At 74.7% G+C, this 26,529-nt stretch carries 19 protein-coding genes; 10 read left to right on the plus strand and 9 right to left on the minus strand.

The features are described 5' to 3' along the window. Window positions 1-176: 176 nt before the first annotated feature. Entirely contained in the window at window positions 177-1,604 is a 1,428-nt protein-coding gene (locus tag ACH4TG_RS00255; protein ID WP_398239242.1) for an alkaline phosphatase family protein, read from the plus strand. A gap of 141 nt (window positions 1,605-1,745) precedes the next feature. After that, complete coding sequence (locus tag ACH4TG_RS00260) at window positions 1,746-3,347, plus strand: MFS transporter (protein ID WP_398239244.1); 1,602 nt, start codon at window positions 1,746-1,748, stop codon at window positions 3,345-3,347. On the opposite strand, the gene ACH4TG_RS00265 is transcribed toward ACH4TG_RS00260, so the two are convergent. Then, window positions 3,256-4,230 carry an EamA family transporter gene (locus ACH4TG_RS00265; RefSeq protein WP_398239245.1) on the minus strand — a complete coding sequence of 325 codons (975 nt, stop codon included), beginning with the start codon at window positions 4,228-4,230 and terminating at the stop codon, window positions 3,256-3,258. The two genes, ACH4TG_RS00260 and ACH4TG_RS00265, sit on opposite strands and share 92 nt — an antisense overlap. A gap of 93 nt (window positions 4,231-4,323) precedes the next feature. Continuing rightward, window positions 4,324-5,685: an MFS transporter gene (locus ACH4TG_RS00270; RefSeq protein ID WP_398239247.1), complete on the minus strand. Its 1,362-nt coding sequence runs from the start codon at window positions 5,683-5,685 to the stop codon at window positions 4,324-4,326. 110 nt (window positions 5,686-5,795) lie between these two features. Between ACH4TG_RS00270 and ACH4TG_RS00275 the strand changes: the two genes are divergently transcribed. Then, window positions 5,796-6,344 carry a MarR family winged helix-turn-helix transcriptional regulator gene (locus ACH4TG_RS00275; protein ID WP_398239249.1) on the plus strand — a complete coding sequence of 183 codons (549 nt, stop codon included), beginning with the start codon at window positions 5,796-5,798 and terminating at the stop codon, window positions 6,342-6,344. Window positions 6,345-6,385: 41 nt separating this feature from the next. Here the strand turns inward: ACH4TG_RS00275 and ACH4TG_RS00280 are convergent, their stop codons facing one another. Next, window positions 6,386-6,628, minus strand: coding sequence for a hypothetical protein (locus ACH4TG_RS00280; protein ID WP_398239251.1), 243 nt, complete (start codon window positions 6,626-6,628; stop codon window positions 6,386-6,388). A gap of 146 nt (window positions 6,629-6,774) precedes the next feature. Beyond that, window positions 6,775-8,856, minus strand: a complete 2,082-nt coding sequence (malQ, locus tag ACH4TG_RS00285; RefSeq protein WP_398239253.1) for a 4-alpha-glucanotransferase — start codon at window positions 8,854-8,856, stop codon at window positions 6,775-6,777. Between the two features lie 201 nt (window positions 8,857-9,057). Between malQ and ACH4TG_RS00290 the strand changes: the two genes are divergently transcribed. Further along, window positions 9,058-9,873 carry an ABC transporter ATP-binding protein gene (locus ACH4TG_RS00290; RefSeq protein ID WP_398239255.1) on the plus strand — a complete coding sequence of 272 codons (816 nt, stop codon included), beginning with the start codon at window positions 9,058-9,060 and terminating at the stop codon, window positions 9,871-9,873. Further along, complete coding sequence (locus tag ACH4TG_RS00295) at window positions 9,870-12,362, plus strand: FtsX-like permease family protein (RefSeq protein ID WP_398239257.1); 2,493 nt, start codon at window positions 9,870-9,872, stop codon at window positions 12,360-12,362. The genes ACH4TG_RS00290 and ACH4TG_RS00295 overlap by 4 nt, the downstream gene beginning before the upstream one ends. Window positions 12,363-12,490: 128 nt before the next feature. Here ACH4TG_RS00295 and ACH4TG_RS00300 read toward each other — a convergent pair whose 3' ends face one another. The 3 genes from ACH4TG_RS00300 to pepN all read right to left on the minus strand — a co-directional run bounded on the left by ACH4TG_RS00300 (window position 12,491) and on the right by pepN (window position 19,932). Continuing rightward, entirely contained in the window at window positions 12,491-15,838 is a 3,348-nt protein-coding gene (locus ACH4TG_RS00300; protein WP_398239259.1) for a S8 family serine peptidase, read from the minus strand. A gap of 207 nt (window positions 15,839-16,045) precedes the next feature. Further along, window positions 16,046-17,128, minus strand: coding sequence for a hypothetical protein (locus tag ACH4TG_RS00305; protein ID WP_398239261.1), 1,083 nt, complete (start codon window positions 17,126-17,128; stop codon window positions 16,046-16,048). Window positions 17,129-17,337: 209 nt separating this feature from the next. Continuing rightward, complete coding sequence (gene pepN, locus ACH4TG_RS00310; protein WP_398239262.1) at window positions 17,338-19,932, minus strand: aminopeptidase N; 2,595 nt, start codon at window positions 19,930-19,932, stop codon at window positions 17,338-17,340. 151 nt (window positions 19,933-20,083) lie between these two features. On the opposite strand from pepN, the gene ACH4TG_RS00315 reads away from it, so the two are divergent. The 5 genes from ACH4TG_RS00315 to ACH4TG_RS00335 all read left to right on the plus strand — a co-directional run bounded on the left by ACH4TG_RS00315 (window position 20,084) and on the right by ACH4TG_RS00335 (window position 23,514). Next, window positions 20,084-20,725, plus strand: coding sequence for a DsbA family protein (locus tag ACH4TG_RS00315; RefSeq protein ID WP_398239264.1), 642 nt, complete (start codon window positions 20,084-20,086; stop codon window positions 20,723-20,725). Between the two features lie 81 nt (window positions 20,726-20,806). After that, window positions 20,807-21,193, plus strand: a complete 387-nt coding sequence (locus ACH4TG_RS00320; protein WP_398239266.1) for a VOC family protein — start codon at window positions 20,807-20,809, stop codon at window positions 21,191-21,193. A gap of 279 nt (window positions 21,194-21,472) precedes the next feature. Beyond that, window positions 21,473-22,063 carry a biotin transporter BioY gene (locus ACH4TG_RS00325; protein WP_398239268.1) on the plus strand — a complete coding sequence of 197 codons (591 nt, stop codon included), beginning with the start codon at window positions 21,473-21,475 and terminating at the stop codon, window positions 22,061-22,063. Between the two features lie 143 nt (window positions 22,064-22,206). Beyond that, entirely contained in the window at window positions 22,207-22,695 is a 489-nt protein-coding gene (locus ACH4TG_RS00330; protein ID WP_398239270.1) for a ribose-5-phosphate isomerase, read from the plus strand. 6 nt (window positions 22,696-22,701) lie between these two features. Further along, on the plus strand, window positions 22,702-23,514 hold the full coding sequence (locus tag ACH4TG_RS00335; RefSeq protein ID WP_398239272.1) for an Fpg/Nei family DNA glycosylase: 813 nt from the start codon (window positions 22,702-22,704) through the stop codon (window positions 23,512-23,514). Between the two features lie 67 nt (window positions 23,515-23,581). Here the strand turns inward: ACH4TG_RS00335 and ACH4TG_RS00340 are convergent, their stop codons facing one another. Together ACH4TG_RS00340 and ACH4TG_RS00345 are read right to left on the minus strand one after the other, a co-directional pair. Further along, window positions 23,582-25,066, minus strand: coding sequence for an MFS transporter (locus tag ACH4TG_RS00340; protein ID WP_398239274.1), 1,485 nt, complete (start codon window positions 25,064-25,066; stop codon window positions 23,582-23,584). A gap of 104 nt (window positions 25,067-25,170) precedes the next feature. Beyond that, complete coding sequence (locus ACH4TG_RS00345) at window positions 25,171-26,403, minus strand: GNAT family N-acetyltransferase (protein ID WP_398239275.1); 1,233 nt, start codon at window positions 26,401-26,403, stop codon at window positions 25,171-25,173. Window positions 26,404-26,529 lie beyond the last annotated feature (126 nt).

Consider the following 26,529-nt stretch of genomic DNA (forward strand, 5'->3'; position numbering starts at 1 on the left):
TTGGCCACGTGTCCACCGCCTCCACCACCCCCCATCACCCGACTCCACCGCACCGCGCGGACCTCCCCGAACCGTCCATGGCGCCGCGTCACCACCGACGCGTCCCGCACCGGCAGTCCCCGGCTCAACGTTCAGCGTCCGGCGCTCGAAGGCCCACCGCTCCAGGGAGGAACGACATGGCCGAGTTGACACGACGCCGGCTGCTCGGAACGGCGGCCGGTGCCCTCGGCGGCGCCGCCGCGCTCTCGCTCCTGCCGCCCAGCGTGCGGAAGGCGGTCGGGGCCGGGGCGCCCGCCGACGGCTCGATCGGCGACATCCGGCACGTGGTCCTGCTGATGCAGGAGAACCGCTCCTTCGACCACTACTTCGGCACGCTCTCCGGAGTGCGCGGCTTCGGCGACCCGGACGCGCTCACCTTGTCCACCGGCCGCTCGGTGTTCCACCAGCCCGACTCCGTCAACCCCGACGGCTACCTGCTCCCCTTCCACCTGGACACCCGGACCACCAGCGCCCAGGCCATCCCCTCCACCAGCCACGCCTGGTCGGTCCAGCACCGGGCGTGGAACAACGGCAGGATGGACCAGTGGCTGCCCGCCCACCGCGCCGCGGACGGCGCCAACGGCCCGTACGTGATGGGGTACTACACGCGCGACGACATCCCGTTCCAGTTCGCGCTCGCCGAGACCTTCACCGTCTGCGACAACTACTTCTGCTCGGTGCTGGGCCCGACCTGGCCCAACCGCCTGTACTGGATGACCGGGACGATCGACCCGGGCGGCGGGCTGGGCGGCCCGATCATCTCCAACAGCGCGCCCAAGCCGTACCGCTGGACTACCTACGCCGAGCGGCTGGAGGCGGCCGGCGTGAGCTGGAAGGTGTACCAGCAGGCCGACGACTACGGCTGCAACGTCCTCGAGTACTTCGGCGCGTTCACCGACGCCGATCCGGGCTCCGCGCTCTACGAGAAGGGCGTACGGCCGCAGCCGGAGGGCACGTTCGAGGAGGACGCGCGCAACGACCGCCTGCCGACGGTGTCGTGGATCATCCCGACCAGCACCGACTCCGAGCACCCGGACTACCTGCCCGCGGCCGGCGCGGACTTCGTGGCCCGCAAGCTGGAGGCCATCGCGTCCAACCCGGACGTGTGGGCGAAGACCGCGTTCATCCTCAACTACGACGAGAACGACGGCCTGTTCGACCACGTCGTGCCGCCCACACCGCTGGACGGCACGGTCGACGAGTTCGTGCAGGGCCTGCCGATCGGCGCCGGGTTCCGGGTGCCGGCGATCGTCGTCTCGCCGTGGACGGTCGGCGGCTGGGTGGCGACCGAGGCGTTCGACCACACCTCGCCGCTGCGGTTCCTGGAGGCCGTCACCGGAGTGCCCGAGCCCAACGTCTCCGAGTGGCGGCGGCAGACCTTCGGCGACATGACCTCGGTGTTCCGGTTCGCCGACGCGCACGACCGGCCGCCGCGGCTGCCCGCCGGCACCGCCGAGCAGCTCGCGCAGGCCGAGGTGGACGTGGCGCGGCTGCCCAAACCGGTCTTCCCGGGCGCCGAGCAGAGCGTCCCGCAGCAGGAGCAGGGCCGCCGCCCGCAGGTGTGAGGCCCGGCGGGCACCGGTCCCTTCACCAGGGCCGCCGGAAATCCGGTGGGCCCCAGCCCCGCGCCCTCGCTAGTGTCGTGCCCTTCGGCCCGCGGGCGGCCCCCGCCGCACGGGGGAGACGGCGAGGGCGGAGGCACGGGCATGGCGCCGGCGGGCGGGACCGGACGGGGCGAGCGGACCGGGTGGACCGGAGGACCCCTCGTCGGGCGCGTCCTACGCCTCGGCCGCCCTGGCCGCTCCGGTCGTACCGGCCGCCTCCCAGCTCCCCGCGAGCCCGGGACCGTCCCCGGCCCCGACAACAACCGCGGCAACCGCAGCAAAGGAAGCAAGGGCCGCAGGCCCGGCCTCGGCCGGCCGTTCACCACCCTGTGGGCGGCCAACTCCGTCTCCACGCTCGGCGACGGCGTGGTGGAGACGGCGGCGCCGCTGCTGGTGGCCTCGGTGTCCGACGACCCGGTGCTCGTCGGCTTCGCGGCCCTCGTCGGCCAGCTCCCATGGCTGCTGTTCTCGCTCCTCAGCGGCGCGGTCGTGGACCGGCTCGACAAGCGGCGGCTGATCGTGGCGGTCGACGTGCTGCGCGGTGCGGTCACCGCCCTGCTGGCGGCGGCGGTGGCGAGCGGGCACGCCACGATCCCGGTGATCTACGGGTGCGCCTTCCTGCTCGGCACCGCGGAGACGCTCGCCCAGAACGCCGCGTCGAGCCTGGTGCCCGCGGTGGTGCCGTCCGCGCTGCTGCCGCAGGCCAACGCCCGGCTGCACGGCTCGTTCTTCGTGCTGAACAAGTTCGCCGGACGGCCGCTCGGCGCCTGGTTGTTCGTCCTGGCCGCCGCGCTGCCCTTCGGCCTGAACGCGGTGTCGTTCCTGGTCTCCGCGGCCCTGATCGCGACGATGCGCGGCCTGCGGCCCGCCCCCGCGGAACAGCCCGCGGACCTGCCCGCAGCCCTGCCCGCGGACCGGCCAGCGGACCTGTCCGCAGCCCTGCCCGCGGACCGACAAGCGGACCTGCCCGCAGCCCTGCCCGCAGACGTGCCCGCGGCGCACCCCGCCCCGCTGCCGCCCGCCGGCCGGAAGAGCGCGGAGACCGGCGGCGTCAGCCGCTCCGTGCGCCGGGACATCGCCGACGGCCTGCGCTGGGTGTGGCACGAGCCCGTGATCCGGATGATGTCGCTGACGCTGTGCCTGATGAACGCCGCCCTCCTCGCCGGGTTCTCGATCATGGTGCTGTACGCCCGTGACCGGCTGGGGCTGGGCGCGGTGGGCTACGGCGTGCTGATGGCGGTGAGCGCGGTCGGCGGGATCGCCGGGGCGCTGGCGGCGCCCGCCCTGCAGTCCCGCTGCTCCGCCTCGCTGCTGCTGCGCGCCGGCCTGGTCATCGAGACCCTCACCCACCTCGGGCTCGCGCTCGCCGGTACGCCGTTGGCGGCGGGCGCGGTGCTCGTCGTGTTCGGTCTGCAGAGTTCGGTGCTGGGGAGCGTCGAGACGACGTACCGGCAGCGCCGCGTGCCGGAGGAGCTGCGGGGGCGGGTGCAGAGCGTGTTCTTCATGTTCGCGATCGGCGGGAACGTGGTGGGCGCGCTGATCGGCGGGCCGCTCGCGCGCTGGCAGGGCGTGACCGCGCCGTTCTGGTGCTCCGCGGCGGCGATGGCGGTGGTCACGGCCGTGGCGTGGCGGCCGTTCGGCCGGAACCTGGACCGGTTGCCGTCCCGCTCGCGGCCGGTGGCCGCGCGGTCCGCGCAGCAGTGACGGCGGTGCGCGGCGCCCGCTGCCCGACCAGCGTGCCGCCCAACGCCATTGCCATGCCGAGCAGTTGCCAGCCGCCGAGCCCCTGGCCGAGGACGACCCAGCCGATCACCGCGGCCGACACCGTGCTCAGGAACGTCAGCAGGCTCACCGATGCGGCCGGCAGCCGCCCGATCCCGCGGAACCACAGGACGTACGCCAGCGCGGTGTTGGCCAGCGCCAGGTAGGCGTACCCCAGCACGTTGCGGCCGTCCAGCGCGGGCGGCAGGCCCTCGGCGAGCAGCGCCACCGGGGCGATCAGCAGGCCGCCCGCGGTGAGCTGCCAGCCGGTGAACGCCAGCGGGCCCACGCCCTCCGGCCGCCCCCAGCGCTTGGTGAGCACCGTGCCCGCGGCCATCGCCGCCGCGCCCACCAGCCCGGCCAGCACGCCCACCGGGTCGAGGCCGGCCCCTGGCCGCAGCACGACCAGGCTCACGCCCAGCGCGCCGACGACGGCGCCGCCGACCGTCCGGGCGCCGGGACGCTGGTGCAGCAGCACGGTCGAGAGCCCGGCGACGATCAGCGGCCCGACCGCGCCGACGACCGCGGCCACCCCGCCCGGCAGCCGGTACGCGGCGAGGAACAGCAGCGGGAAGAACGCGCCGATGTTCAGCGCGCCCAGCACCGCCGCCTTGCCCCACCAGGCGCCGCGCGGGAGCGTGCGGGTCACGGCGACCAGCAGCAGCCCCGCGGGCAGGGCCCGCAGCAGGCCGGCGAGCAGCGGGCGGTCCGGCGGCAGGAACTCGGTGGTGACGACGTAGGTGGAGCCCCAGGCCAGCGGCGCCAGCGCCGTGGTGGCGACGGTGGCGGCGGTGCCGGTCCTGGTGGTGGTGCCGGTGATGGACACGGTGTCCCTCCGTGGAGGTCGGGTTCGAGGGCGGGGGAGCCGGCTGCGAGGCCGGGCTGCGGGGGAGTGGCGGGACGTCCGCCGGGCCGCGGGTCAGACGCGGGCGGGGCGGACCGCGGCGGGCGGTGAGGTGAACACCGGGGCGGGCTGCGCGAGATGGACCGCGTCGGCGGGCAGGCGGCGTTCCAGCGACACCAGCAGCGCCGCCGCGGTCAGCGCCGTGCCGGTGAGGACGAGCCAGGGCAGCCGGGCGTCGGTCGTCTCCAGCAGCGTGAACAGCGAGGGCGCCAGGACGCTCGCCAGCGACCAGGACAGCTGGTACGTCGCCATGTACCGGCCGCGCAGTTCCTCGGGCGCCGCCGCGACGGCCAGCGTGCCCGACGATGGGTTGTGCACCAGTTCGGCCACCGTGTACAGGGCGACCAGCGCGAACAGCACCGCTGGTACCGCCCAGCCCGCGTGCGGCCGTACCGCGGCCAGGAGGGCGAGCCCCGCGAACGCGGTGGCGAACAGCACCGCGCCCAGCGCCGCCGCCCGGGTGCGCCGGGCCCCGCGGCGCCGCACGAACGCGGCGACCGTCACGCCCCCGAGCGCGCACAGCACGGTGTTGACGGTGAACGCCGCACCGGTCAGCGCCTGCGGCTCGCCGAGGGTGCCGCCGATGAACAGCGGGAACAGCACGGCGAGGGCCGAATACCCCAGCGCGGTGAGGAAGTTGGCGCCGGTCAGGCCGAGGAACGCCGTGTCGGACAGCACGACCCGGTAGCCGCCGGGCCGCGCGGCCGCGGTCTTCGCCCCGCCCGCGGCAGCACCACCGGCCGCCCCGGTCCTCCCGGCACCGGCCGCCTCCGCCGCACCCGCCGCGGGCCTGGCCCGCACCCGCCGCATCAGCAGCGCGGCAGCGGTGAAGCTCACCGCGTTGAGCCAGGCGGTCAGGACGAAGCCGCGGTCGCCGCACAGCGCGACGACCAGCGACGCGAGCAGTGCGCCCGCGCCCAGGCCCCCGTTGCGCAGGGCGCGGGCCGCGGCCTGCAGCCGGTCCCGGTCGGCGCCCTGCGCGACCTCGCCGATCCACGCCTGCTGGACCGCGGGGAAGGTCCGGTCGCCGACCGCCGTGCCCAGTGCGACCGCGGCGAACGCGGGCAGCGCGGTGGCGAAGGGGTAGAGGGCGAAGCCGGTGCCGCGCACCCCGTACAGGATCAGCTGCACCCGGCGCGCCCCGTACCGGTCGACCGCGGAGCCGGCCAGCGGCAGCGCGGTCATGGCGACCAGGCCGACGGCCGTGAGGACCGCGCCGACCACCGCGAACGACAGGCCGGTGATGTGGTGGAAGAAGACCAGGCTGAACGGGATGTACATGCCGGAGCCGAGCGAGTCGACGCCCATCGCGGCGAGCATGGCCCGCTCGCCGGGCATCCGGTCGGAGGTGCGGGGGCGGGTGAGGGTGCGGGTCACGGCGTCACGGCTCCCAAAAAGTAGGTCGTTGGTAAGTAGCTTAGCGCTAAGCGACTTACCGTCAAGCAACTTTCTTGCGGCCGAGTGACCGGCTGGCGATACTGGGGGGCATGGCACTGCAGAGCGAGCCCGGCGGCGAGGCGGAGAGCGCGGTCCAGCGCGATGCCGTCGACGCGATCACCGGCCAGTGGAACCGGGAGCGCCCGGATCTCGACACCCTGCCCATGGCGGTGTTCGGCAGGATCTACCGGGTGTCGCGGATCATGGGCGACCGGATGGAGAAGGAGTACCAGCGGTACGGCATCGGGCGCGGCGAGTTCGACGTGCTCGCGACGCTGCGGCGGTCGGGTGCGCCCTACACGCTGTCACCGCGTCAGCTGTCGGCGACGCTGATGCTGACCACCGGGGGCATGACGGGGCGGCTGGACAAGCTGGAGAAGGCCGGGCTGCTGCAACGCTCGCCCGATCCGGGGGACCGGCGCGGTCTGCGGGTCACGCTCACGGAGAAGGGGCTGGACGTCATCGACCAGGCGGTCGGCTCCGGTCTCGCGCTCCAGCAGGCGGCGGTCGACGGACTGGCGCCGGACGAGGCGGACCTGCTCGCCGGGCTGCTGCGCCGCCTGATGGCGGCCGCCGAGGCGAGCGGGCGCACGGGGTGACTCCCCGCGCCCCCGTTGGGGCGCGGGTCACGGGTGAGGGGTCAGCCCTGCTGCTGCTTGCGGGACTTGTCGGTCAGGATCACCAGACCGGCGATGACGCCGAAGAGCACCAGCGGGAGGGCGACGAAGAGGCCCAGGGTCTGGGCGACGTTCAGGCCGGAGCCCGGGTCGTCGCCGTCGTCGTGGGCCAGCGCGAACGCCGGGGTCGACATCAGCAGCGTCAGCGCGGTCGCGGCGGTGATCACGCCGGCGCGCAGGGCCTTCTTGTTGAGCTTCTTGTCCACACCGCCAATGTAGTGAACTCCTCCGCGCCTCGCGCGCCCGGGGGTCCCTTAGTGCGAGCCGCCCGCATCCGCGCCGGTGGGACGCATCCCTGGGACGCACCCGCGGGACGCGTCCCCAGCCCCGCCGGCAGCGCCTTCCGGCAGGGCTACGGGTGCCGGGCGGCGTCCGCGGCCGAGCCGGCCAGGGCCCGCCGCACCTCCTCGGCCAGCCCGTGCAGCCGGGACGACGCGGCGAGTTGCTCCAGCGTCAGCGGGTTCCCGCCCGGGTCGGCGATCGGCAGCCGCCAGTTGGGGTACTCGTCCGACGTCCCGGGCAGGTTCTGCGGGCGCCGGTCGCCGACCCCGTCCGGCAGCCACACGCCGACCATCCGGGCCGGCGTGCGGGCCAGGAACCGGTGGACGGCCTTGACCACGGCCTCCTCCGCCGCGCCCTCCGGCAGCAGCCCCAGCCTGCCCAGCAGCCCGATCCACTCGGCGACCTCGGCGGCGTCGTCCGCCTCCTCCTCGGCCAGCGGCCGGGTCAGCAGGCCGAGCCGGTGCCGCAGCTCGACATGCTCGCCGGTCAGCCGGGCCGCGGTGCTCGGCAGGTCGTGCGTGGTGGCGGTGGCCAGGCACCACTCCCGCCAGGCGGACGGCGGCAGTGGACGCCGGTCGGCGTCCTCGCCGGCGTAGTTGCGCTCGAACCACAGCACGGAGGTGCCGAGGATGCCGCGGTCGGCGAGCTCCTCGCGCACCCCGGGCTCCACGGTGCCCAGGTCCTCGCCGATGACCACCGCGCCCGCCTCGTACGCCTCCAGGGCCAGCAGCCCCAGCATCGCCTCCGCGTCGTACCGCACGTAGGTGCCCTCGGTGGGCGGCCGGCCCTCCGGAACCCACCACAGCCGGAACAGGCCCATGACGTGGTCCATCCGCAGCCCGCCGGCGTGCCGCAGCATCCGGGCGACCAGGTCGCGGTACGGGGCGTAGCCGGTGGCGGCGAGCGCGTCCGGGCGCCAGGGCGGGAGGCCCCAGTCCTGGCCGCGGGAGTTGAAGGCGTCCGGCGGAGCGCCGATCGACATGCCGCCGGCCAGCACGTCCTGCATCGCCCAGGCGTCCGAGCCGCCCGGGTGCACGCCCACCGCCAGGTCGTGCACGATGCCGACCGGCATGCCCGCGTCCCGCGCCGCCCGGTGCGCCGCGGCGAGCTGGGCGTCGGTCAGCCAGGTCAGCCAGCAGTGGAAGTCCACCCGGTCCATGTGGGTGCTGCGCGCCCTGGCCACGTGCGGGGAACGCGGGCCGCGCAGGCCCGCGGGCCAGGAGTGCCAGTCCGGGCCGTGCAGCTCCGCCAGCGCCGACCAGGTGGCGTGGTCGTCCAGCGCCTGCCCCTGCTCGGCCAGGTAGTCGGCGTAGGCGGCGCGGCGGCCGGGGCTCAGCGGCACCGACCGCAGCAGCTCCAGCGCCTCGGCCTTCAGCTCCCACACCGCGTCCCGGTCGATCAGCGCGCCCTTGAGCAGCACGTCCCGGCGCAGCACGGCGGCCTTGCGCAGCAGCCCGTCGACCTGCGCGCGGGCCTCGCGCGGCAGGTAGGCGAACTCCGGCACGTCCTCGATCCGCAGGTACACCGGGTCGGGGAAGCGGCGGGAGGACGGGCGGTACGGCGAGGGGTCGGTGGGCCGGCCCGGGACGCTGGCGTGCAGCGGGTTGATCTGCACGAAGCCCGCGCCCAGGGCGCGCCCGGACCAGGCGGCCAGGTCCGCGAGGTCCCCCAGGTCGCCGCGGCCCCAGGAGCGCGAGGACAGCGTGGAGTACAGCTGGGCCATGAACCCGAACGTGCGGCCCGGCGGCCCCGGCAGCCGGGCCGGGGCGACGATCAGGTCGCCGTGGGCGGTGCGGCCGTCGGGACCGGTGGCCCGCAGCACGTAGCGGCCGGGGGTGCGCGGCGGATCGGCCAGTGCCTCGCCGGACAGCGTCTCCGTCTGCAGCCGGGTGCCGGCGGGCAGGTCGGGCAGGGCCTGTTTCAGGCTGCGCCGGCCGGACCGCAGCACCGTGCACGGCGGCAGCAGGCGGTGCGCCCGGCGCTGCTCGGCCGCCGCCAGCGCGTCCTTGACCGCGCGCCCGGTGCTCGCGTCGATGCCGAGCGCGGCGAGGACCGCGACGACGGTGTCGTCCGGAACGGGAACGTGGGTGTCCGGCGCGGGGCTGTACGTCACGTCCACGCCGTACATGGCGGCAAGCCGGTCCCGGTCCATCGGGCCTCCGTCCTCACAGTCTGTCCGGGAACCCTTCCCGGGGGTGCCTGCCTTCTACCCTTCCTTCGCCTCCTTCCCCGCGTTCCCCGCGCCGGGGGAAGGGGGGGTTCTCCCCACCCCCAGGACGCCAGCGGACGCCATGGCCCGGCCGGGGCGCGCTCCGTAGCGTCGAAGGTGTCGTCGGGAGAGGAGCCCCAGGTCATGGCATCGCGCCGCAGTACGAAGTCCACCGCACACACGGACGCCGACCGCCCATCGCCGTACGCCGTGGAACTGCGCGGCGTGCGCCGCACCTACGGCAGGGGGGACGCGGCCGTGCACGCCCTGCGCGGCGTGGACCTGGCGCTGCCCCGGCGCAGCTTCACCGCGGTGATGGGGCCCTCCGGGTCCGGCAAGAGCACGTTCCTGCAGTGCGCGGCCGGCCTGGACCGGCCCAGCGCGGGCCAGGTCGTGCTCGGCGGCCGGGACATCACCGGGCTGAGCGAGAACCACCTCACCAAGCTCAGGCGCAGCCGTATCGGCTTCGTCTTCCAGTCCTTCAACCTGCTGCCCTCGCTGACGGTCCAGCAGAACGTGCTGCTGCCGCAGCGGCTGGCCGGCGTCCGCCCGGACCGCCGCAGGGCCGCAGAACTGCTGGGCCGGGTGGGCCTGGACGGGCACGGCAGGCGCCGCCCCGGCCAGCTCTCGGGCGGCCAGCAGCAGCGCGTCGCGATCGCCCGCGCCCTCATCACCGACCCGGAGGTGATCTTCGCCGACGAGCCGACCGGCGCGCTGGACACCGGGACTGCCCGGGAGGTGCTGGCGCTGCTGCGGAACGCCGTGGACGCGCTGGGCGCGACCGTCGTGATGGTCACCCACGACCCGGTGGCCGCCTCCTACGCCGACCGCGTGCTGTTCCTCGCCGACGGTTCGCTGGCCGGCGAGCTGGCCGACCCGGAGCCGACCGCCGTCGCCGACCGGATGGTCGCGCTCACCGCGTCCGCCGCGGGACCGGGCAGGCTGGGGGCCGCGGCGTGAACGGCCTCGCCCGCGCCTCGGTCCGGTTCCGGCCCGCCTCCTTCGCCGGCACCTTCATCGCGCTGCTGTTCGCCGCGGCCGTCGTCACCGCCTGCGGCACGATGCTGCAGACCGGGATCACCGCGCACGTCGCGCCCGTGCGGTACGCGCACGTGCCGGTGGTGGCCGCCGCCGACCCGCAGGCGAGGATCACCACCGGGCACGGCGACAACCGCGACACCGAGACCGCGGCGCTCACCGACCAGCCGCGGCTGGACACCGCGCTCGCCCGGACGATCGCCGCCCGGCCGGGTGTGGCCGCGGCCGTCCCCGACGTCGCGTTCCCGGTGCAGTCGGCGCACCTGCCGCCGCTCACCGGCCGCAACTGGGCGGCCCACGCGATCGACGGTGCGAACACCGTGCAGGGGCACGCGCCGCTGGCCGGGGAGGTCGTGCTCGACGCGGCCACCGCGCGGGCGGCCGGCGTGGGCACCGGCGGCACGGTCGCGCTCACCGCGCCCGGCGGCGCGCAGACCTACCGGGTCGCCGGCCTGACCCAGGAGGCCGCGCCCACCGCGTACTTCGCGGACTCCGCGGCCGGCACGCTGTCCGGCCACCCCGGAAAGGCCGACGCCATCGCGGTGTTCGCCCGGCCCGGCGTGCCCACCGACCGGCTCGCCGACCAGACCCGGCAGGCCGTCGGCACGCACGCGAAGGTACGCACCGGCGACGGCCGCGGCGAGGCCGAGCAGCCCCAACTGGCCTCGGCCCGGGAGTTGCTCACCGCGATCGGCGGCTCCTTCGGCGGCATCGCCACCGCCACCGCGGTGTTCGTGGTCATGGGCACCGTCTCCCTCGCGGTCGGCCAGCGCGGCCGGGAGATCGCGCTGCTGCGCGCGGTCGGCGCGACCCCGCGGCAGATCCGGCGCACGGTGGCGACCGAGGCGATGCTGGTGGCGCCGCTGGCCGGCGCGGCCGGCATCCTGCCCGGACTGGCGCTGGCCCGCTGGTGGTTCGACCAGCTCGTCGACAAGGGCGCGGTGCCGCGCGGCGCGCAGCTGTCCGTCGGCTGGATCCCCATGGTGGTCGCGGTCGGCGCCGGCCTGCTCGCCTCGCTGGCGGCCGGCCACCTCGCCGCCCGCCGGCCGTCTCGGGCCCGGCCCAGCCAGGCGCTGGGGGAGGCCGCGGTCGAGCGGCGGCGGCCCGGCGTGATCCGCACGGTGCTCGGTCTCGCCGCGACCGCGGGCGGCTGCGTGCTCGCCTCGGTGGCGGCGCACGAGACCGGGGACGACGCGGCGTCGATCGCGCTCGCCGTGGTGTTCAGCTTCATGGTGGCCGTGGCCCTGCTCGGGCCGGTCGTGGCGTGGCTGGCCGCGGCCGTGCTCGGGCTGCCGCTGCGGGCCGGCGGCGCGCCCGGCGCGCTCGCCGCCGCCAACACCCGCGCCAACGCCCGCAGGCTGGCCTCCGCGATCACCCCGATCGTGCTGGTCACCGCCTTCTGCGGAACCCTGATGTGCATGCAGGGCACCCTCACCCACACCGCGCGCCAGCAGATCAGGGACGGGGTGGTGGCCGACCAGGTGATCGGCTCCGGCGGCGCCGGGCTGCCGGCCGGCACCGCCGACCGGGCGGCGCGGGTGCCCGGCGTCGACACGGCGGTGGGCGTGCTGCGCACCGGAGCGCTGTACCGCGCGAGCGGATCGCTCAACTCCACCACCGTGCTGGGCGTCAGCGGCGACCCGCACCGGCTGACCGCGGTGCTTCAGCCGGGCGTGCGCAGCGGCTCGCTCGGCGACCTGACCGGCGACGGCCGCACGGTCGCGGTCGACTCGCTGCTCGCCGACACCGCCCATGCGAAGGTCGGCGGCTACCTCACGCTGTGGCTCGGCGACGGGACGCAGGTGCGGCCGCGGGTCGTCGCCGTCTACGAACGCGGCCTGGGGCTGGGCGAGTTGATGATGCCGCGGGATGCGGTTGCCGGGCACGCGGGGAGCGCCTACGACAGCCAGGTGCTGGTCCACGACCGGGCCGGGGCGCGCCCCGCTGACGTGCAGCGGGCGCTGGCGCGCCTGGACGTGCCGGGACTGACCGTCACCGACCGCGCCGGCTATCGGGCCCAGACCGACAAGGACCTGGAGCTCAACGCCTGGGCGAACCGGGTGATGGCGATCGTGCTCGGCGGGTTCGCGGCCGTCGCCGCGGCGAACACGCTGGTGATGACGGTGCTCGACCGCCGCCGCGAGGTCGCCCTGCTGCGGCTGACCGGGACGACCCGGCGCCAGGTGCTGGGGATGCTCCGCTGGGAGGCGCTGCTGGTGGCCGTGGCCGGGCTGGTCCTGGGCGGCGCGATCGCCTGGATCACCCTGATCCCCATCGCCCGCGGCACGACCGGCGGTTCGCCCTACGTCCCGCCGGGCACCGTCCTGGCGATCGCCGGCGGCGCCCTCGCCCTGTCCCTGGCCGCGACGGCTCTGCCCGCCCGCGCCCTGCTGTCCCGCCCGGCCCGCTAGCCGCGGTCGGGCAGCGCCCCGGCGGGGTGCCCCGGCCGCGGCCCGGGCACCCCGCCGGAACGTGCAGGCGGGGCGGATGCCCCCTGAGCATCCGCCCCGCCTTCTCCCCGCCGGGAGGACCGGAGAACCTACGAGACAGTCCTGGTGATGAGCACGCTGCCGGTCCCGGCGACCGTGCCGCGCGCGTCCAGGAGCTGGACCTCACCGAAGAGCTGCCGGCCCGCGGGCGCCGCCGAGGCGGCGAGGACCGAGGCCGAGACCTGGCCCTCGGCGCCGTGCGGCAGGTCGAGGACGGTGTTCTCGTCCACCGTCACCGAACCGAGCCCGGACGAGTAGTACACGTCCTTGTACGCGTACGTCGTGGACCCCGCCGGCACCGCGTAGGCGTCCACCTCGAAGGTGTACGTGCCGGCTGCCGGGTTCGCCAGGCGCACCGACTCCTCGGAGCCGCCGCCCGCGGACCGGCCGACGAGCACGCCGTCCCGGTACACGTACAGGTCGAGGTCGGCCGCCGTGTCGGCCGGCGAGCCGATGGACACGTCGAGCCTCGAGACGCCCGCACCGATGGTGACCTGCGTGGTCTGCGTCTCGCCCTGGGCGATGGTCGGCTTCGCGGTCACCGCGGAGCCCAGCGGGCCGCCCTTGAGCTTGCCCTGCAGCCCCGCGAACGCGTTGGAGACCTCCCAGGCCACCGGCGTCGCGGTGCCGACCTTCGCCTCCTCGACCGTCTGCACCGCCGGGTCGAAGGCCGCCCCGAGCACGGTCACCGACAGGCGGTACGGGTTGTCGAGCTGCGGCGAGGTGCGGCGCGCCTCCACCTCGATCTCCCAGACCCCGGGCATCGGGGCGGAGTACGACCGCACGTCGGGCCGGCAGGTGTTGGCCGGGTTGTTGTAGTTCGGGTAGCAGTCGATGGTCTGCGTCGAGTCCATCGGCACGCCGTAGGGGTGCAGCGTGATGAACCGCGTCTGGCTGCCCGCCGCGAGCCCGTCCATGGCGACCTCCAGCGAGGTCGCGCCGGCCGGCACGGTCACGAAGTACGAGCGGGTGACGTCCCGCTGGATCGTTCCGGACCGGGTCAGGGTGTAGCCGGGGGCGGACACCGGGGTGGACACGATCACCGTGGCCGGGATCTGCGTGTCGACACCGCCGGTCAGCGGGTCGTCGACGTTCAGCAGCGCGCTGTGCACGCCGGCCGCATGCGGCTTCGCGGTGATCCGCACGGTGACCGGCACGCCGAGCGGCAGCCGCACGCGCTGGCCGCCCTCGATCGAGAACGTCCCGTCGTTGTGCGCCCAGTCGAGCTTCTGCCACTCCGCGGCGGCCGGGCCCGAGGTACGGGTCACGGTCACGCTGTAGGTGCGCTTCCCGCCGACGGCCAGGCCGCCCTCGCGGTCGTACACGCCGGTGCCGTAGCCGGGGGTCTGCAGGAAGCCGGAGAGCACCGTGTTCACCGGGGCCTTGACGGTGTACGCGTCAGTGGTGCCGCCCTGCCGCAGCAGGTCCCAGGCCGGGCCGACGGCCACCAGTCCGGCGCCCTGGTCGATCGTCTGGAAGCCGGGGATGGCGCGCGCGGTGCTGATCAGCGCGGTGCGCAACTGGGCCGGGGTGACGGTCAGATGGCGGCCCTTGGCGGCCGACAGCAGCAGCGCGGCGGCACCGGTGGCCTGCGGGGAGGCCATCGACGTTCCCTGCAGCATCGCGTAGCCGGGCGGCAGGCCGTAGCCGGCCTCCTTCACCGGCCCGCCGGCCTCCCAGGTGGGGATGGCGTTGATGGAGGCGCCGGGCGCGGTGAGCACCGGGGCGAGCCCGCCGTCCTCGCGCGGGCCGCGGGAGGAGAACGGCAGCAGCGAGTACGGCACGGTCATCTGCGAGCCGTAGTTCGCCGCCCAGGTCTCCTTGGAGATGGACGCGCCGATGCTGAGCACGTGGTCGGCCAGGCCCGGGTCGCCGATGGTGTTGACGCCGGGGCCGTCGTTGCCCGCGGAGATCACCAGCTGGACGCCGTAGGTGTCGATCAGCCGCTTGTAGAGCTGGTCGCGGGCGCTGGCACCGTCGTTGAGGGCGCCCAGGCCGCCGATGGACATGTTGACGACGTCCACGTGGTGGTTGACCACCAGGTCGGTCATGCCCTCGGTCAGCGCGATGTTGGTGCAGCCGCCGGACCACGTGCAGGCCCGCGAGGAGACGATCTTCGCGCCGGGCGCGGCGCCGTTCATCTTCCCGCCGAACAGCCCGTTGGCGCTGGTGATGCCGGCCACGTGCGTGCCGTGCTCGGACTCCACCACGCCGATGTTGACGAAGTCCGCGGTCTTGCCGACCCAGGTCCCGCCGTACGGGTCCATCGGGACGTCCTTGCGGATCTCGATCGTGAACGGGATCGACTCCGAGATCGCGGTGGCCGGGTCGTCGGTGCCGAAGTGACCGATCTGGAAGCCGTCCTTGTACGGCTTCATCGCGGTCTCGTCGGTGAAGTCGCCGTCGTTGTCCAGGTCGACGCGGACGGTGCCGGCGGCCGGGTCGTACAGCACGCCCCACACATCGGTGGTGTCGCCGTCGCGGTTCAGGTCGCCCTGCATGTCGCCGCCCTTGGTGGCGGCCTCGGCGAACGTGCTGAACCGGTAGTCGCCGGCCGGCGCGGTCCAGGTGCGGCCGGCGGCGGTGAACGACGGCCCGGACACCGCGGTGACCATGGCCCGCCAGGTGGCGTCGCCGTCCAGGATCGGGTCGGTCGCGGTGACCCAGTCGACGATCTTGCGCTCGCCGGTGGTGGTCTTCTGCAGCGCCGGGTGGCCGACGTCGACGCCGGAGTCCAGGATGCCGATGGTCACGCCGCGGCCGTCGGCGCCCGGGTGGTCCTTGACGAAGTCCACGGCGCCGGTCTCGAAGGCCGGCTGGTACGGGTTCTTCGCCGGGGTGTGCGCGTCCGGACCGGGGTAGGTCCTGCCCTGCCCGGAGCCGTGGCCGGCCGCCGCCGCGGTGGTGTCCGCCGCGGGCGTCGGGTCGTCGAGCTTGATCTCCTGCTTGAGGTCGATCGCCAGCACCTGCGGCAGCTTCTGCGCCGCGTCGAGCGTCGCGTCGGCCTTGCCGGTCGGCACGGTGGCCCGGACGTAGCCGAGGTCGTCGTACGTCATCCCGACGCTGGCGCCCTGCGCGTGCAGCTTCGAGGTGACCTGCGCGGTCTGGCCGGGCGTGGTGGCGACCATGAACGTGACGTTCTTGTCGCCGTCGGCCTTGGCCTTCTCCAGCAGCTGGGCGTCGGCCGAACCGAGCTTGTCGGCCGCGTCCTTGCCGGGCGCGTCCTGGGCGGGTGTGCCGCCGGCCGGCGTGCCGGCCGCGGTCCCGGAAGCGGCGGCCTGCGGCGCCGGAGCGGCCACCGCGAGCGAGGGCCCGGCGGCCGACAGCGCGGCTACCAGGCCCGCGGCGAGCGCGATGCGGGCCGCACGTCTCTTCCCGGGTATGTGATCGAGTGGCATGGGCATCCCTGTTCGGACGGTCGCGGACTGTTCGAAGTGCGGAGTCGTACGACCGCTCACCTTGATGGAATGGGGTGCCCTTTGGGGAGCGTTGACCTCTACTTGGTGTGGCGTTGACGGGTTTCCGCCACCGCCATCGGGGACGAAGGGGGAGGAGGTCGGGCAAAGGTCCGCCGGGCGCCGCGGTGATGATCCGGGCGAAACGTCTCAGCGGGGGATGACGACCACATACGCCGCGGGTGTCCGGTCCGTGGACGCCATCAGCGCCGTCCTGACGACGGCGGCCTGCTGCTCGGGGCGGGCGGCCAGCCGGGCCGGGGTCAGGGGCACCAGGGTGATGCCGAGCGCCTCCAGCCGCTCCCGCTGCCGCGCGTGCCGGGCCCACGAACTCTCGTCGTGGCCCGCCGAGGCGGCCCGCGCGTCGACCACCACGGCCACCGCCTGGTCCGGCCAGTACGCGTCCACCCCGCCCAGCGGCGGACCGCCGGGCAGCACCAGCTCCACGTTCCACATCGGGTCGGGCAGCTGGTGGCGGCGCACCATGGCGTACAGCCGTTCCTCGCCCATCGTGCGGTCGGCGGCCTCCAGCGCCGGCAGCGCCGCCGCCACCCGGGGCAGGTCGAGCAGCCCGGCCTCCGCCAACTCCCGTACCACCGAGGCCCCGACGCAGTGCCCGGCCAGCACCGCCTCGCCGAGTACGCGCCGGAGGGTGTCGGTCGCGCCGGCGTCCCCGGATCCGGCGGCGCCGGCGAGCGCGCCGACGGCGTCGGCCAGGGCGCGCGGCACCGGGGCGCACGGCAGCCCGCACACGTCCTGGGCGCGCGGCAGTTCGCGGGCGCGGTGCAGCGCGACGCCCCCGGCGTCCCGCAGCCTGCGGTGGCGGGGGACCAGGACGTCGATCCGGCGCAGCCGCGGCAGCGGCGGCACCGCCGAGAAGCCGTGCAGGGCCAGCGCGGCCAGGCCCGTCACCATCGCCTCCCGGCCGCCGCCGACCGGCCCGTGGCCGCCGGGATCGCGCCCGGCGTACAGCAGCGCGGCCTGCACGCGCTCCCGGCTGGTGGGCGGTCCCGGGTGCAACAGGTAGACCTGCGGAAGCAGTTGCTGCCACGGCCCGCCGGGGCGGCAGTGTTCGGCGATCTCCGCGGCGGACAGGCCGTGGTCGCGCAACTGGCCCGCGCCGAGCACCCCGTGCTCGCCGGACGGCAGTGCGGCGGAGGCGGCAGCGGCGGCAGAGGCGCCGGCGGCGGCAGAGGCGGCGGGAATCCCGTGGGTGCGGTGGTTCGCGTTCATGGCCTGAGGGTTGCCCAGGGGCGAACCCGCCGATAACCGCTGTTACAGGCCCGTCGACAAAGCGGGACAACACCGGGCTAAAGCCCACGTGTTCGGATGCCGATGGGCGTACTTCACCCATCAGGGTGAAAGGGCGGTCCCGACCAGCCGGGACCGTCCTTCCCTCGCGCCGCGAACCGCCCCCGGGGACGCCCGGGGACGGGCTCGGATCAGCGCCGTTCGTCACATTCCTGTGCCCGCAGGGCGCGCGCCAGGTCGTCGCGCGCCTCCAGCACCAGCCGGCGCAGCGCCGGGGCGGCCGCCGGGCGCTCGGCGAGCCAGGCGTCGGTGGCCGCCAGGGTCTCCTGACGGTCCTGCAGCGCCGGGAACAGCCCGCGGACCACGGCCATCCCGATCTCGATCGACCGCTCCGCCCACAGGCCCTCGATCGCCGCGAAGTACGGCTGCGCGTAGGGCGCGGTCAGCTCCCGCTGGCCGGGCTGCGCGAAGCCGGCGATGGTCGCCTCCACCAGGGCGTTGGACAGCTTGTCGGACTCCACCACGTCCGCCCAGGCCGCCGCCTTCACCGCCTCCGACGGGCGGGCGGCCAGGCAGCGCACCTCGTGCCGGTGGCCGGACGCGGTGTCGTCCCGGGCGCGCTCCGCCGCGATCACGCCCTCGTCGGCGAGGCCCTCGGCGGTGAGCGTCGCCAGGAACGTCCAGCGCAGCTCCTGGTCGACCTCCAGCCCGTCGATCTTCGCCGAGCCGGCCAGCAGGCCCTGCAGCAGCTGCAGATCGGCCGGTGACGAGGCCACCGCCGCGAAGAACCGGGCCCACGCCAGCTGGTGGCCGCTGCCCGGCTCCGCCTGCCGCAACTCCCGCAGCGCGCCCTCGGCCAGCTCGCGGGCCGCCTCCTCGCGCGCCCGCGGCGCCACGAAGTGCGTCAGCGCCGTGCGCGCCTGCTGGTGCAGCGACTGCAGCACCCCGATGTCGCTCTCGCGTCCTGCGAACCGCAGCACCAGCGCGAGGTAGTCGCGGGCCGGCATCAGCGCGTCCCGGGTCAGGTTCCACACCGCGGCCCAGGACAGCGCACGCGCCAGCGGGTCGGACAGGTCGCCCAGGTGCGAGCGCAGCGTGTCCAGGGACGCCTCGTCGAACCGGATCTTGCAGTACGTCAGGTCGTCGTCGTTGACCAGCACCAGGTCGGGCCGCGGCTGCCCGGCCAGCTCGGCGACGGCCGTCGCCGGGCCGGACACGTCCAGTTCGGCGCGCGCGTAGCGCTCCAGCGCGCCGTCCGGCACCCGCCGGTACAGGCCCACCGCGACCCGGTGCGGCCGCAGTTCGGGCTGCGCGTCCGCCGCGGTCTGCAGCACCGTCAGCTCGGTGATCCGGTCCTGGTCGTCGTACACCACCTGCGGCGTCAGGGAGTTGACCCCCGCGGTCTGCAGCCAGGACCGCGACCACGCCGCCATGTCCCGGCCCGAGGTCTCCACCAGCACCGAGAGCAGGTCGTCGAGCGTGGTGTTGCCGTAGGCGTGCCGCTTGAAGTAGCGCCGCGCGGCCTCCAGGAAGGCGTCCTGCCCCACGTAGGCGACCAGTTGCTTCAAAACGGCGGCGCCCTTGGAGTAGGTGATGCCGTCGAAGTTGAGCTTGGCGTCCTCCAGGTCCCGGATGTCGGCCACCACCGGGTGGGTGGACGGCAGCTGGTCGGCCCGGTACGCCCACGACTTGCGGCGGTTGGCGAACGTGATCCAGCCCTCGGTGTAGCGGGTCGCCCCGACCTGCGAGAAGGCGCCCATGAAGTCGGCGAACGACTCCTTGAGCCACAGGTCGTCCCACCAGCGCATCGTCACCAGGTCGCCGAACCACATGTGCGACATCTCGTGCAGCACCACGTTGGCCCGGTGCTCGTAGGACGCCCGGGTCACCTTCCCGCGGAAGATGAACTCCTCGCGGAAGGTCACACACCCCGGGTTCTCCATCGCGCCCAGGTTGTACTCCGGCACGAACGCCTGGTCGTACTTCCCGAACGGGTACGGGTAGTCGAAGTGGTCGTGGAAGAAGTCCAGGCCCTGCTTGGTGACTTCGAAGATCTCGTCCGCGTCGAAGTGCCGGGCCAGCGAACGGCGGCACAGCGCGCTGAGCGGGATGTCGAGCACGCCCCGGTCCTCGAAGGTGCGCGAGTAGTGGTCGCGCTCCACGTGGTACGGGCCGGCCACCACCGCGGTGATGTACGTGGAGATCGGCTGCGTCGGCTGGAACCGCGAGGTGCTGCCGCCGCCGTCCGCGGGCACCGGGTCGCCGTCCCGCTCGCCGTTGCTGAGCACGGTCCAGCCCTCGGGCGCGGTCACCTGGAAGGTGAACGGGGCCTTCAGGTCGGGCTGCTCGAAGTTGGCGAAGACCCGGCGCGAGTCGGCCGGCTCGTACTGCGTGTAGAGGTAGACCTCGCCGTCCTCCGGGTCCTCGAACCGGTGCAGGCCCTCACCGGTCCTGCTGTACGCGCAGGCGGCGTCGACGACCAGGGTGTTGCGCTCGGCCAGGTCGTCCAGCGCGATGCGGGTGCCGTCGAAGACCGCGGCGGGGTCGAGGTCGCGGCCGTTGAGCCGCACGGAGGTGACGGCGGGCGCCAGCAGGTCCGCGAAGGACGAGGCGCCCGGGGACGAGCACCGGAAGTCGATCACCGTCGTCGACCGGAACGTCCGCGGGCCGGACGGATCGGCCGGCCCCACGGCTGACCGGACGTCCAGCGCCACGTCGTAGCGTTCGACGGACAGGATCGCGGCCCGGTCGCGGGCCTCCTCGCGGCTCAGGTTCTCGCCGGGCACGGGCGGACTCCTTTGTCTCCCTGGGTGGACGTGCTGGATCGCAGCTCTGGGCATCCTCCCATGGGCCCACCTCGGTGGCAGCGGGGAATGCCTCCGCGACGGTCCTCGTTGTCCGTCACAGGGAACCAGCATCCGCATGAGGAGAAACGCCGTGACCACGACCGAAGCCCGGAAGACCCCCGCCGACTTCTGGTTCGACCCGCTCTGCCCCTGGGCCTGGATGACCTCGCGCTGGATGCTGGAGGTGGAGAAGGTCCGGCCGGTCGAGGTCCGCTGGCACGTGATGAGCCTCGCGGTGCTCAACGAGGACAAGCTGGACACCCTCCCCGAGAAGTACGCCACCTTCCTCAAGGAGGCATGGGGCCCGGTCCGCGTGGCCATCGCCGCGCAGGAGCAGCACGGCGACGCGGTGCTCGGCCCGCTCTACACCGCGCTCGGCACCCGCTTCCACAACCAGGGCCTGCCCAAGACCCGCGAGACGCTGGTCGCCGCCCTGGAAGAGGTCGGCCTGCCCGCGGATCTGGCCGACTACGCCGACCGCGACACCTACGACCAGGAGCTGCGCGCCTCCCACAAGGAGGGCATCGACAAGGTCGGCCAGGACGTCGGCACCCCGGTCATCGCGGTGCCCGGCGCGGACGGCGAGCAGATCGCCTTCTTCGGCCCGGTCGTCACCCCGGCGCCGCGCGGTGAGGAGGCCGCGAAGCTGTGGGACGGCACGCTGATGGTGGCCTCCATCCCCGGCTTCTACGAGATCAAGCGGACCCGCACCCAGGGCCCGATCTTCGACTGACCGATCCGACCGATCCGACCCATCCCACTGATCCGACTGATCCCACCGATCCGACCGATCCGACCGGGAGAGCCCGCCGCCATGCCCCACCTCGGCCTGACGGCCCTCGTCGTGCGCGACTACGACGAGGCCATCGCCTACTACACCCGCGCGCTGGGCTTCGAGCTGCGCGAGGACACCCCGCGGGGGGACGGCAGCCGGTGGGTGGTCGTGGCCCCGCCCGGCTCCCGCGAGACCGGCCTGCTGCTGGCCCGCGCGAGCAGCCCCGCGCAGGCCGACCGGATCGGCGACCAGACCGGCGGCCGCGTCGGCCTGTTCCTGAACACCGACGACTTCGACCGCGACTACAAGCGGATGGTCGCCGAGGGCGTGGTGTTCGAGGAGGAGCCGCGCTACGAGCCGTACGGCGCGGTGGTGGTCTTCCAGGACCTCTACGGCAACCGCTGGGACCTCCTCCAACCGGCCTGAGCGCCGGCCCGCCTTGGCGGGATCCGACAGTGTGCCGCGCGTGCCCCGGCGGCCGGTCCGCGCTCGGGCCGGCCATCCGGTGCACCGGGTCCCGACGTGACGCGGCTCACTCCACCTGCTGAAACTCCCTCAACGGCGGAGCGCCGCCGCGAGCTTGACGGTGCACGGAAGTCTCCAAGCCGCTCCACGCCGCTTTGTCGGAGCCTCACGATGATCGGCTCCGGGGTGCTCGGCTAGCGTCACGGTGACCCACCATCCCCGACCTCCCGCGGAGTCCCGATGAGCACCGCAGCACCCGCCGTCCGTCCCGTCCTGGCCGACCTGCTCCCCGCCTCCTCCGCCGCCGGAGCCCGGGTGCGGGACGCCGCGCTGGTCCTGGGCGGCGCCGTCCTCACCGGGCTGGCCGCGCAGCTGTCCGTGCCCGTGCCGGGCTCGCCGGTGCCCGTCACCGGGCAGACGTTCGCCGCGCTGCTGGTCGGCACCGCGCTGGGCGCGCGGCGCGGCGTCGCCTCGCTGGGCCTGTACGCGGCGGCCGGCGTGGCCGGCGTGCCGTGGTTCGCCGAGGGCTCCTCCGGCTGGTCCATGCCGAGCTTCGGCTACATCCTCGGGATGCTGCTGGCGTCGGCCCTCGTCGGATCGCTGGCCCGGCGCGGCGGCGACCGCACGGTGCTGCGCACGGCCGGCGTGATGGTGCTGGGCTCGGCCGTCATCTACGCGGTCGGCGTGCCCTACCTCGCCTGGTCCGCGCACCTGTCCGCCACCCAGGCGGTCGACCTCGGCCTGCGCCCCTACCTGCTCGGCGACGCGCTCAAGGCCGCGCTCGCGATGGCGACCCTGCCCACCGCCTGGCGCCTGGCCCGCCACTCCTGACCGATCGGGGAGGGCCCGGCACCGGCGGGCCTGCGCCCTCGCCGGCGCCCCCCGATACCGGCCCGGAGCCGTCCGCAGCCCCCCGCCGTCCGCGGGCACGCCCCGGAGGGGCGGGGGGTGGGCCCGGATGGGAGACTGACCGCATGCGCGTGTACCTCGGCTCCGATCATGCCGGCTTCGAACTGAAGAACCACCTCGTCGAGTGGCTGACCGCCAACGGCCACGACCCCGTGGACTGCGGCCCGCACATCTACGACGCGGTCGACGACTACCCGCCGTTCTGCCTGCGCGCAGCCGAGCGCACGGCCGCCGACGCCGGCTCCCTCGGCATCGTGATCGGCGGCTCCGGCAACGGCGAGCAGATCGCCGCGAACAAGGTGAAGGGCGTGCGCGCCGCGCTCGCCTGGAGCGAGCAGACCGCCTCGCTGGCCCGCGAGCACAACGACGCCAACGTGCTCAGCATCGGCGGCCGCATGCACAGCCAGGACGAGGCCGTCAAGTTCGTCGAGATCTTCCTGGGCACCCCGTACTCGCACGAGGAGCGCCACCAGCGCCGGATCGACATGCTCACCGCCTACGAGGCCACCGGCGAGCTGCCGCCGATCCCGGCGCACCACCCGCAGCAGGACTGAGGCGGCGTGCCCGAAGGCCACACGATCCACCGGCTGGCCGAGGACTGCCGGCGGCTGCTCGCCGGGTGGCAGGTGCGGGTGAGCAGCCCGCAGGGCAAGTTCGCGGACAGCGCGGCGCTGCTGGACCGCGCCGTGCTGGACGGCGTGGACGCCCACGGCAAGCACCTGTTCCTCGGCTTCGAGCACGCCGGCTGGGTGCACATCCACCTCGGCCTGATCGGCAAGGTCACCTTCGACGGCACGGTCAGCGACACCGTGCGGCTGCGGATCCAGGGCGGCCGGCGCGGCGAGCACACCATGGACCTGCGCGGTCCCGCCGCGTGCGAGCTGATCACCGACCCCGAGAAGCAGGCGATCCACGCCCGCCTCGGCCCCGACCCGCTGCGGCCCGGCGAGGACCCCGAGCCGGCCTGGGCACGGATCTCGCGCTCCCGGGTGCCGGTGGCGGCGCTGCTGATGGACCAGAAGGTGCTGGCCGGGGTCGGCAACGTCTACCGGGCCGAGGTGCTGTTCCGGCACGGCGTGGACCCGTTCCTGCCCGGCAGGGACCTCACCCGCCCGGTCTGGGACGCGATGTGGGCCGACCTGGTGGAGCTGATGCGGGCCGGGGTGCGGGCCAACCGGATCGACACCGTGCGGCCGGAGCACGAGCCCGAGGCGATGGGCCGGCCGCCCCGGCAGGACGACCACGGCGGCGAGGTCTACGTCTACCGGCGGGCCGCGATGCCGTGCCTGGTGTGCGGCACCGAGGTCCGCACCCAGACGCTGGCGGCCCGCAACCTCTTCTGGTGCCCCACCTGCCAGCCCCCGGCGACCTAGGGAGCCGGGGCGCCCGTCCCGTCCGGCCCTCGTCCCGGGCCGCAGCCGCGGCCGGCGCGGGTCGGGCTCAGGCCCGCTCCTTCTCCGACGGCCTCCCGCCGGCCGGCTTCCCGGCCGGCACCTCCGCGTCCGGCTTCCGCGCCTCCGTCCCGGCGGGCGGCTCTGGCGCGGCCGCGCGCCGGCCCGGGATGCCGAGGGCCAGCAGCGAGCCGAGGAACGCGTACCCGGCGACCGCGGCCATCGCCGCGCGGAACCCGCGGCTGAAGTCCTCCGGCGAGGCGTAGCCGCCGCGGGCGGTGAAGACGGCGACGGTGACCGCGACGCCGAACACCCCGCCGAAGATCCGCAGCATCATGAACGCGCCGGACGCCTGGCCGATCTCCTGCGGCCGCACCGCCCCGACGACGGCCTTCTGAGCCGCGGGCATGGCCATCGTCATCCCGGCCCCGCCCACGATCAGGGCCGGCACCAGCGCGGCATAGCTCGTGCCCGGCCCGGCCGCGAACGCGATCCACGCCATGCCGGCGCACTGCACCAGCATCCCGGCCGCGACGAAGGTCCGTTCGCCGAACACGTCGGTCAGCCGGCCGGCGATCGGCGCGCACACCATCAGCGTCGCGGTCCACGGCACGAGGCGCAGCCCGGCGCCGATCGGCCCGCAGCCGTCCACGGTCTGGAAGTACTGCGCGAGGAAGAACAACGTGCCGTACAGCGACGCGAAGAGCAGGAAGTTGGCCGGGTTGGCGGTGGCGAACGCCCGGTGGCGGAAGAACCGCATCGGCAGCATCGGCGCCTGCGCCCGCCGCTCCCAGAGCACGAACGCCGCCATCAGCGCCAGCCCGCCCGCCTCGGCGCCCAGCACCTCGGCGCTGCCCCAGCCCGCCGTGTTGCCCCGCACCAGGCCCCAGACCAGGCCCAGCGCGCCCAGCGTCACCAGCACGACGCCGCCCAGGTCGAAGCGGCCGTTCGGGCCGGTGCTCTCCGCCACCCGCCGGGTGGTCAGCGCGATGGCGGCCACGCCCACGGGCAGGTTCAGCCAGAAGATCCACTGCCAGGCCAGCCCCTCGGCGATGACGCCGCCGATGAACGGGCCGCTGAACGTCGCCAGGCCGGTGAGGCCCATGTAGAGCCCCATCGCCCGGCCGCGCCGCTGCGGCGGGAACGCGGCGCTGATCAGGGTCAGGGACAGCGGCAGCACCATCGCCGCGCCCGCGCCCTGCAGGGCCCGGAACGCGATCAGCGCGCCGACGTCCCGGGACAGGGCGCAGGCCGCGGAGGCCGCGGTGAACACCGCGAGCCCGGTGGTGAACACGCGTCTGCGGCCGAACCGGTCGCCGAGCGCCGCGCCGGTCAGCAGCAGCACCGCGAAGGTCAGGTTGTAGGCGTTGACGGTCCACTCGAGCGTCTCGGGCGACGCCGCCAGGTCCTTCCGGATCGTCGTCAGCGCCGTCGTCACGACCAGGCTGTCCAGGGCCATCATGAAGGACGCCAGCGAGGCGAGCCCCAGGACCCACTTCTGGGTGGACGTCATCCGTCCTCGGTCGGTCTCCACCGTTCTCCTCCGTGTGCAGGGGGTGTCTCGCATGAACAGACACCCCCCGCACCGGAAATCGGGCGGTGGCGGAGGACCGGCCGGTCAGCGGCCTCCGCGAGCCGTCAGAAGCGGTGCGGAAGCCAGGGCTCCGCGTCGCTGCGGAAAGCGGCGGACGCCGCTGCCAGCGCGCCCGGGCGCAGCTCGCGGACCAGGCCGGCGCCGGCCATCGACCGCAGGCTCGGCCCGCCGAGGTAGGCGGCGCCCAACTCCTTCACGGACAGCGAGAGTTCGGCCGCGTCCGTGGTCCGCGCGCAGTCGGCGCCCTTCGGATCGCCGGTCAGCCGCCAACGCCCGCTGTTCCAGGGGCAGAACGCGTCCTCGACCTCCAGCACCACGTCAACCGGCGCCGCGTAGGTGCGGGCCGCCAGCGCCGCCGGCAGGTCCACCAGGCGCAGATGCAGGCCGTCGCGGAAACCCAGGTCGCAGCGGCGGATGTCGGACACCAGCTGCAGGAGCGCGTCGTCCATCGGCCGGTTCCAGAAGGTGATCCGGGACATCAGGTCGACACCGGAGAGGTACCGCCACAGCGCCGCGTAGGTCACCGGATCGAGTGCTTCCAGATCGCGCAGCCTGACGGTGCCGTCCGGTCCGCGGTGGCTCCAGCCCGGCTGGGTGGCGTAGCGGGCGTATCCGCGGACCTCACCGTCCAGTTCGGCCAGCACGCACAGCAGCTCGCCCGCGCCGTCCCGCGCGGACGGGGGGTCGAGCACCGGCTCCTGCTCCCACCCGGGCTGCCGGGCGAGCATGCCGGGGCGCTGCGGCACCCGCTGCGCGTAGATCGCCTCGCACACCTCGACGGCCTCGGCGGGCGGCACCAGGCGGAACCGCACCCGGTCGGTGCCCTCGGGGGCGTGGAAGGAGATCCGGGTGGTGTCCAGGGTGCCGCGCATCTGCCGGCTGGCGATGCCGTAGCCGAACCGCCCGTAGATCCCCGGCTCGGACGCGGTGAGGACGGCGAACGGCTCGCCGCGGTCCCGGAAGTCGTCCAGCTGGTGGCGCATCATCGCCGTCAGCACGCCGCGGCGGCGGTGGGTGGGCTGGACGCTGACCATGGTGACGCCCGGCACGTCCGCGACCGCCCCGCCGGGCAGGGTCATGCGGAACGCGAACGCGCCCGCGGTGCCGACGAGTTCCTCGCCGTCCCAGGCCGCGACCATCCGGTCGAAGTCGACGATCCGGCGCCACAGGGCCCGTTCCTCGACCGGATCGGGCGGGCCGCCGAACCCCCGTTCCAGGCGGTCGAAGAACAGTTCCCACTGGTCGGCGTGCAGTACCCGTACGTCGGTCGTCGTCATGGCCCCTGCCTACCAGGCGCGCCACCGCCCGGCGAACACATTTTCCGATGGGCGCCCCCCGGCCGGTGGTTCCGGCCGCCCCGGCGGGGCCCGCCGGCCCCGGCACAGCTCACAGCCGTTCCGCCC

The sequence above is a fragment of the Streptomyces sp. NPDC020917 genome (assembly GCF_044333795.1).
GTDB lineage: Bacteria > Actinomycetota > Actinomycetes > Streptomycetales > Streptomycetaceae > Actinacidiphila.

What these genes read in the sequence shown, in the direction of transcription:
- ACH4TG_RS00255 (WP_398239242.1), top strand. Translation starts at nt 177, where the DNA reads ATGGCCGAGTTGACACGACGCCGGCTGCTCGGAACGGCGGCCGGTGCC.
- ACH4TG_RS00260 (WP_398239244.1), top strand. Translation starts at nt 1,746, where the DNA reads ATGGCGCCGGCGGGCGGGACCGGACGGGGCGAGCGGACCGGGTGGACC.
- ACH4TG_RS00275 (WP_398239249.1), top strand. Translation starts at nt 5,796, where the DNA reads ATGGCACTGCAGAGCGAGCCCGGCGGCGAGGCGGAGAGCGCGGTCCAG.
- malQ (WP_398239253.1), bottom strand. Translation starts at nt 8,856, where the DNA reads ATGGACCGGGACCGGCTTGCCGCCATGTACGGCGTGGACGTGACGTAC.
- ACH4TG_RS00290 (WP_398239255.1), top strand. Translation starts at nt 9,058, where the DNA reads ATGGCATCGCGCCGCAGTACGAAGTCCACCGCACACACGGACGCCGAC.
- ACH4TG_RS00300 (WP_398239259.1), bottom strand. Translation starts at nt 15,838, where the DNA reads ATGCCACTCGATCACATACCCGGGAAGAGACGTGCGGCCCGCATCGCG.
- ACH4TG_RS00305 (WP_398239261.1), bottom strand. Translation starts at nt 17,128, where the DNA reads ATGAACGCGAACCACCGCACCCACGGGATTCCCGCCGCCTCTGCCGCC.
- ACH4TG_RS00320 (WP_398239266.1), top strand. Translation starts at nt 20,807, where the DNA reads ATGCCCCACCTCGGCCTGACGGCCCTCGTCGTGCGCGACTACGACGAG.
- ACH4TG_RS00325 (WP_398239268.1), top strand. Translation starts at nt 21,473, where the DNA reads ATGAGCACCGCAGCACCCGCCGTCCGTCCCGTCCTGGCCGACCTGCTC.
- ACH4TG_RS00330 (WP_398239270.1), top strand. Translation starts at nt 22,207, where the DNA reads ATGCGCGTGTACCTCGGCTCCGATCATGCCGGCTTCGAACTGAAGAAC.
- ACH4TG_RS00345 (WP_398239275.1), bottom strand. Translation starts at nt 26,403, where the DNA reads ATGACGACGACCGACGTACGGGTACTGCACGCCGACCAGTGGGAACTG.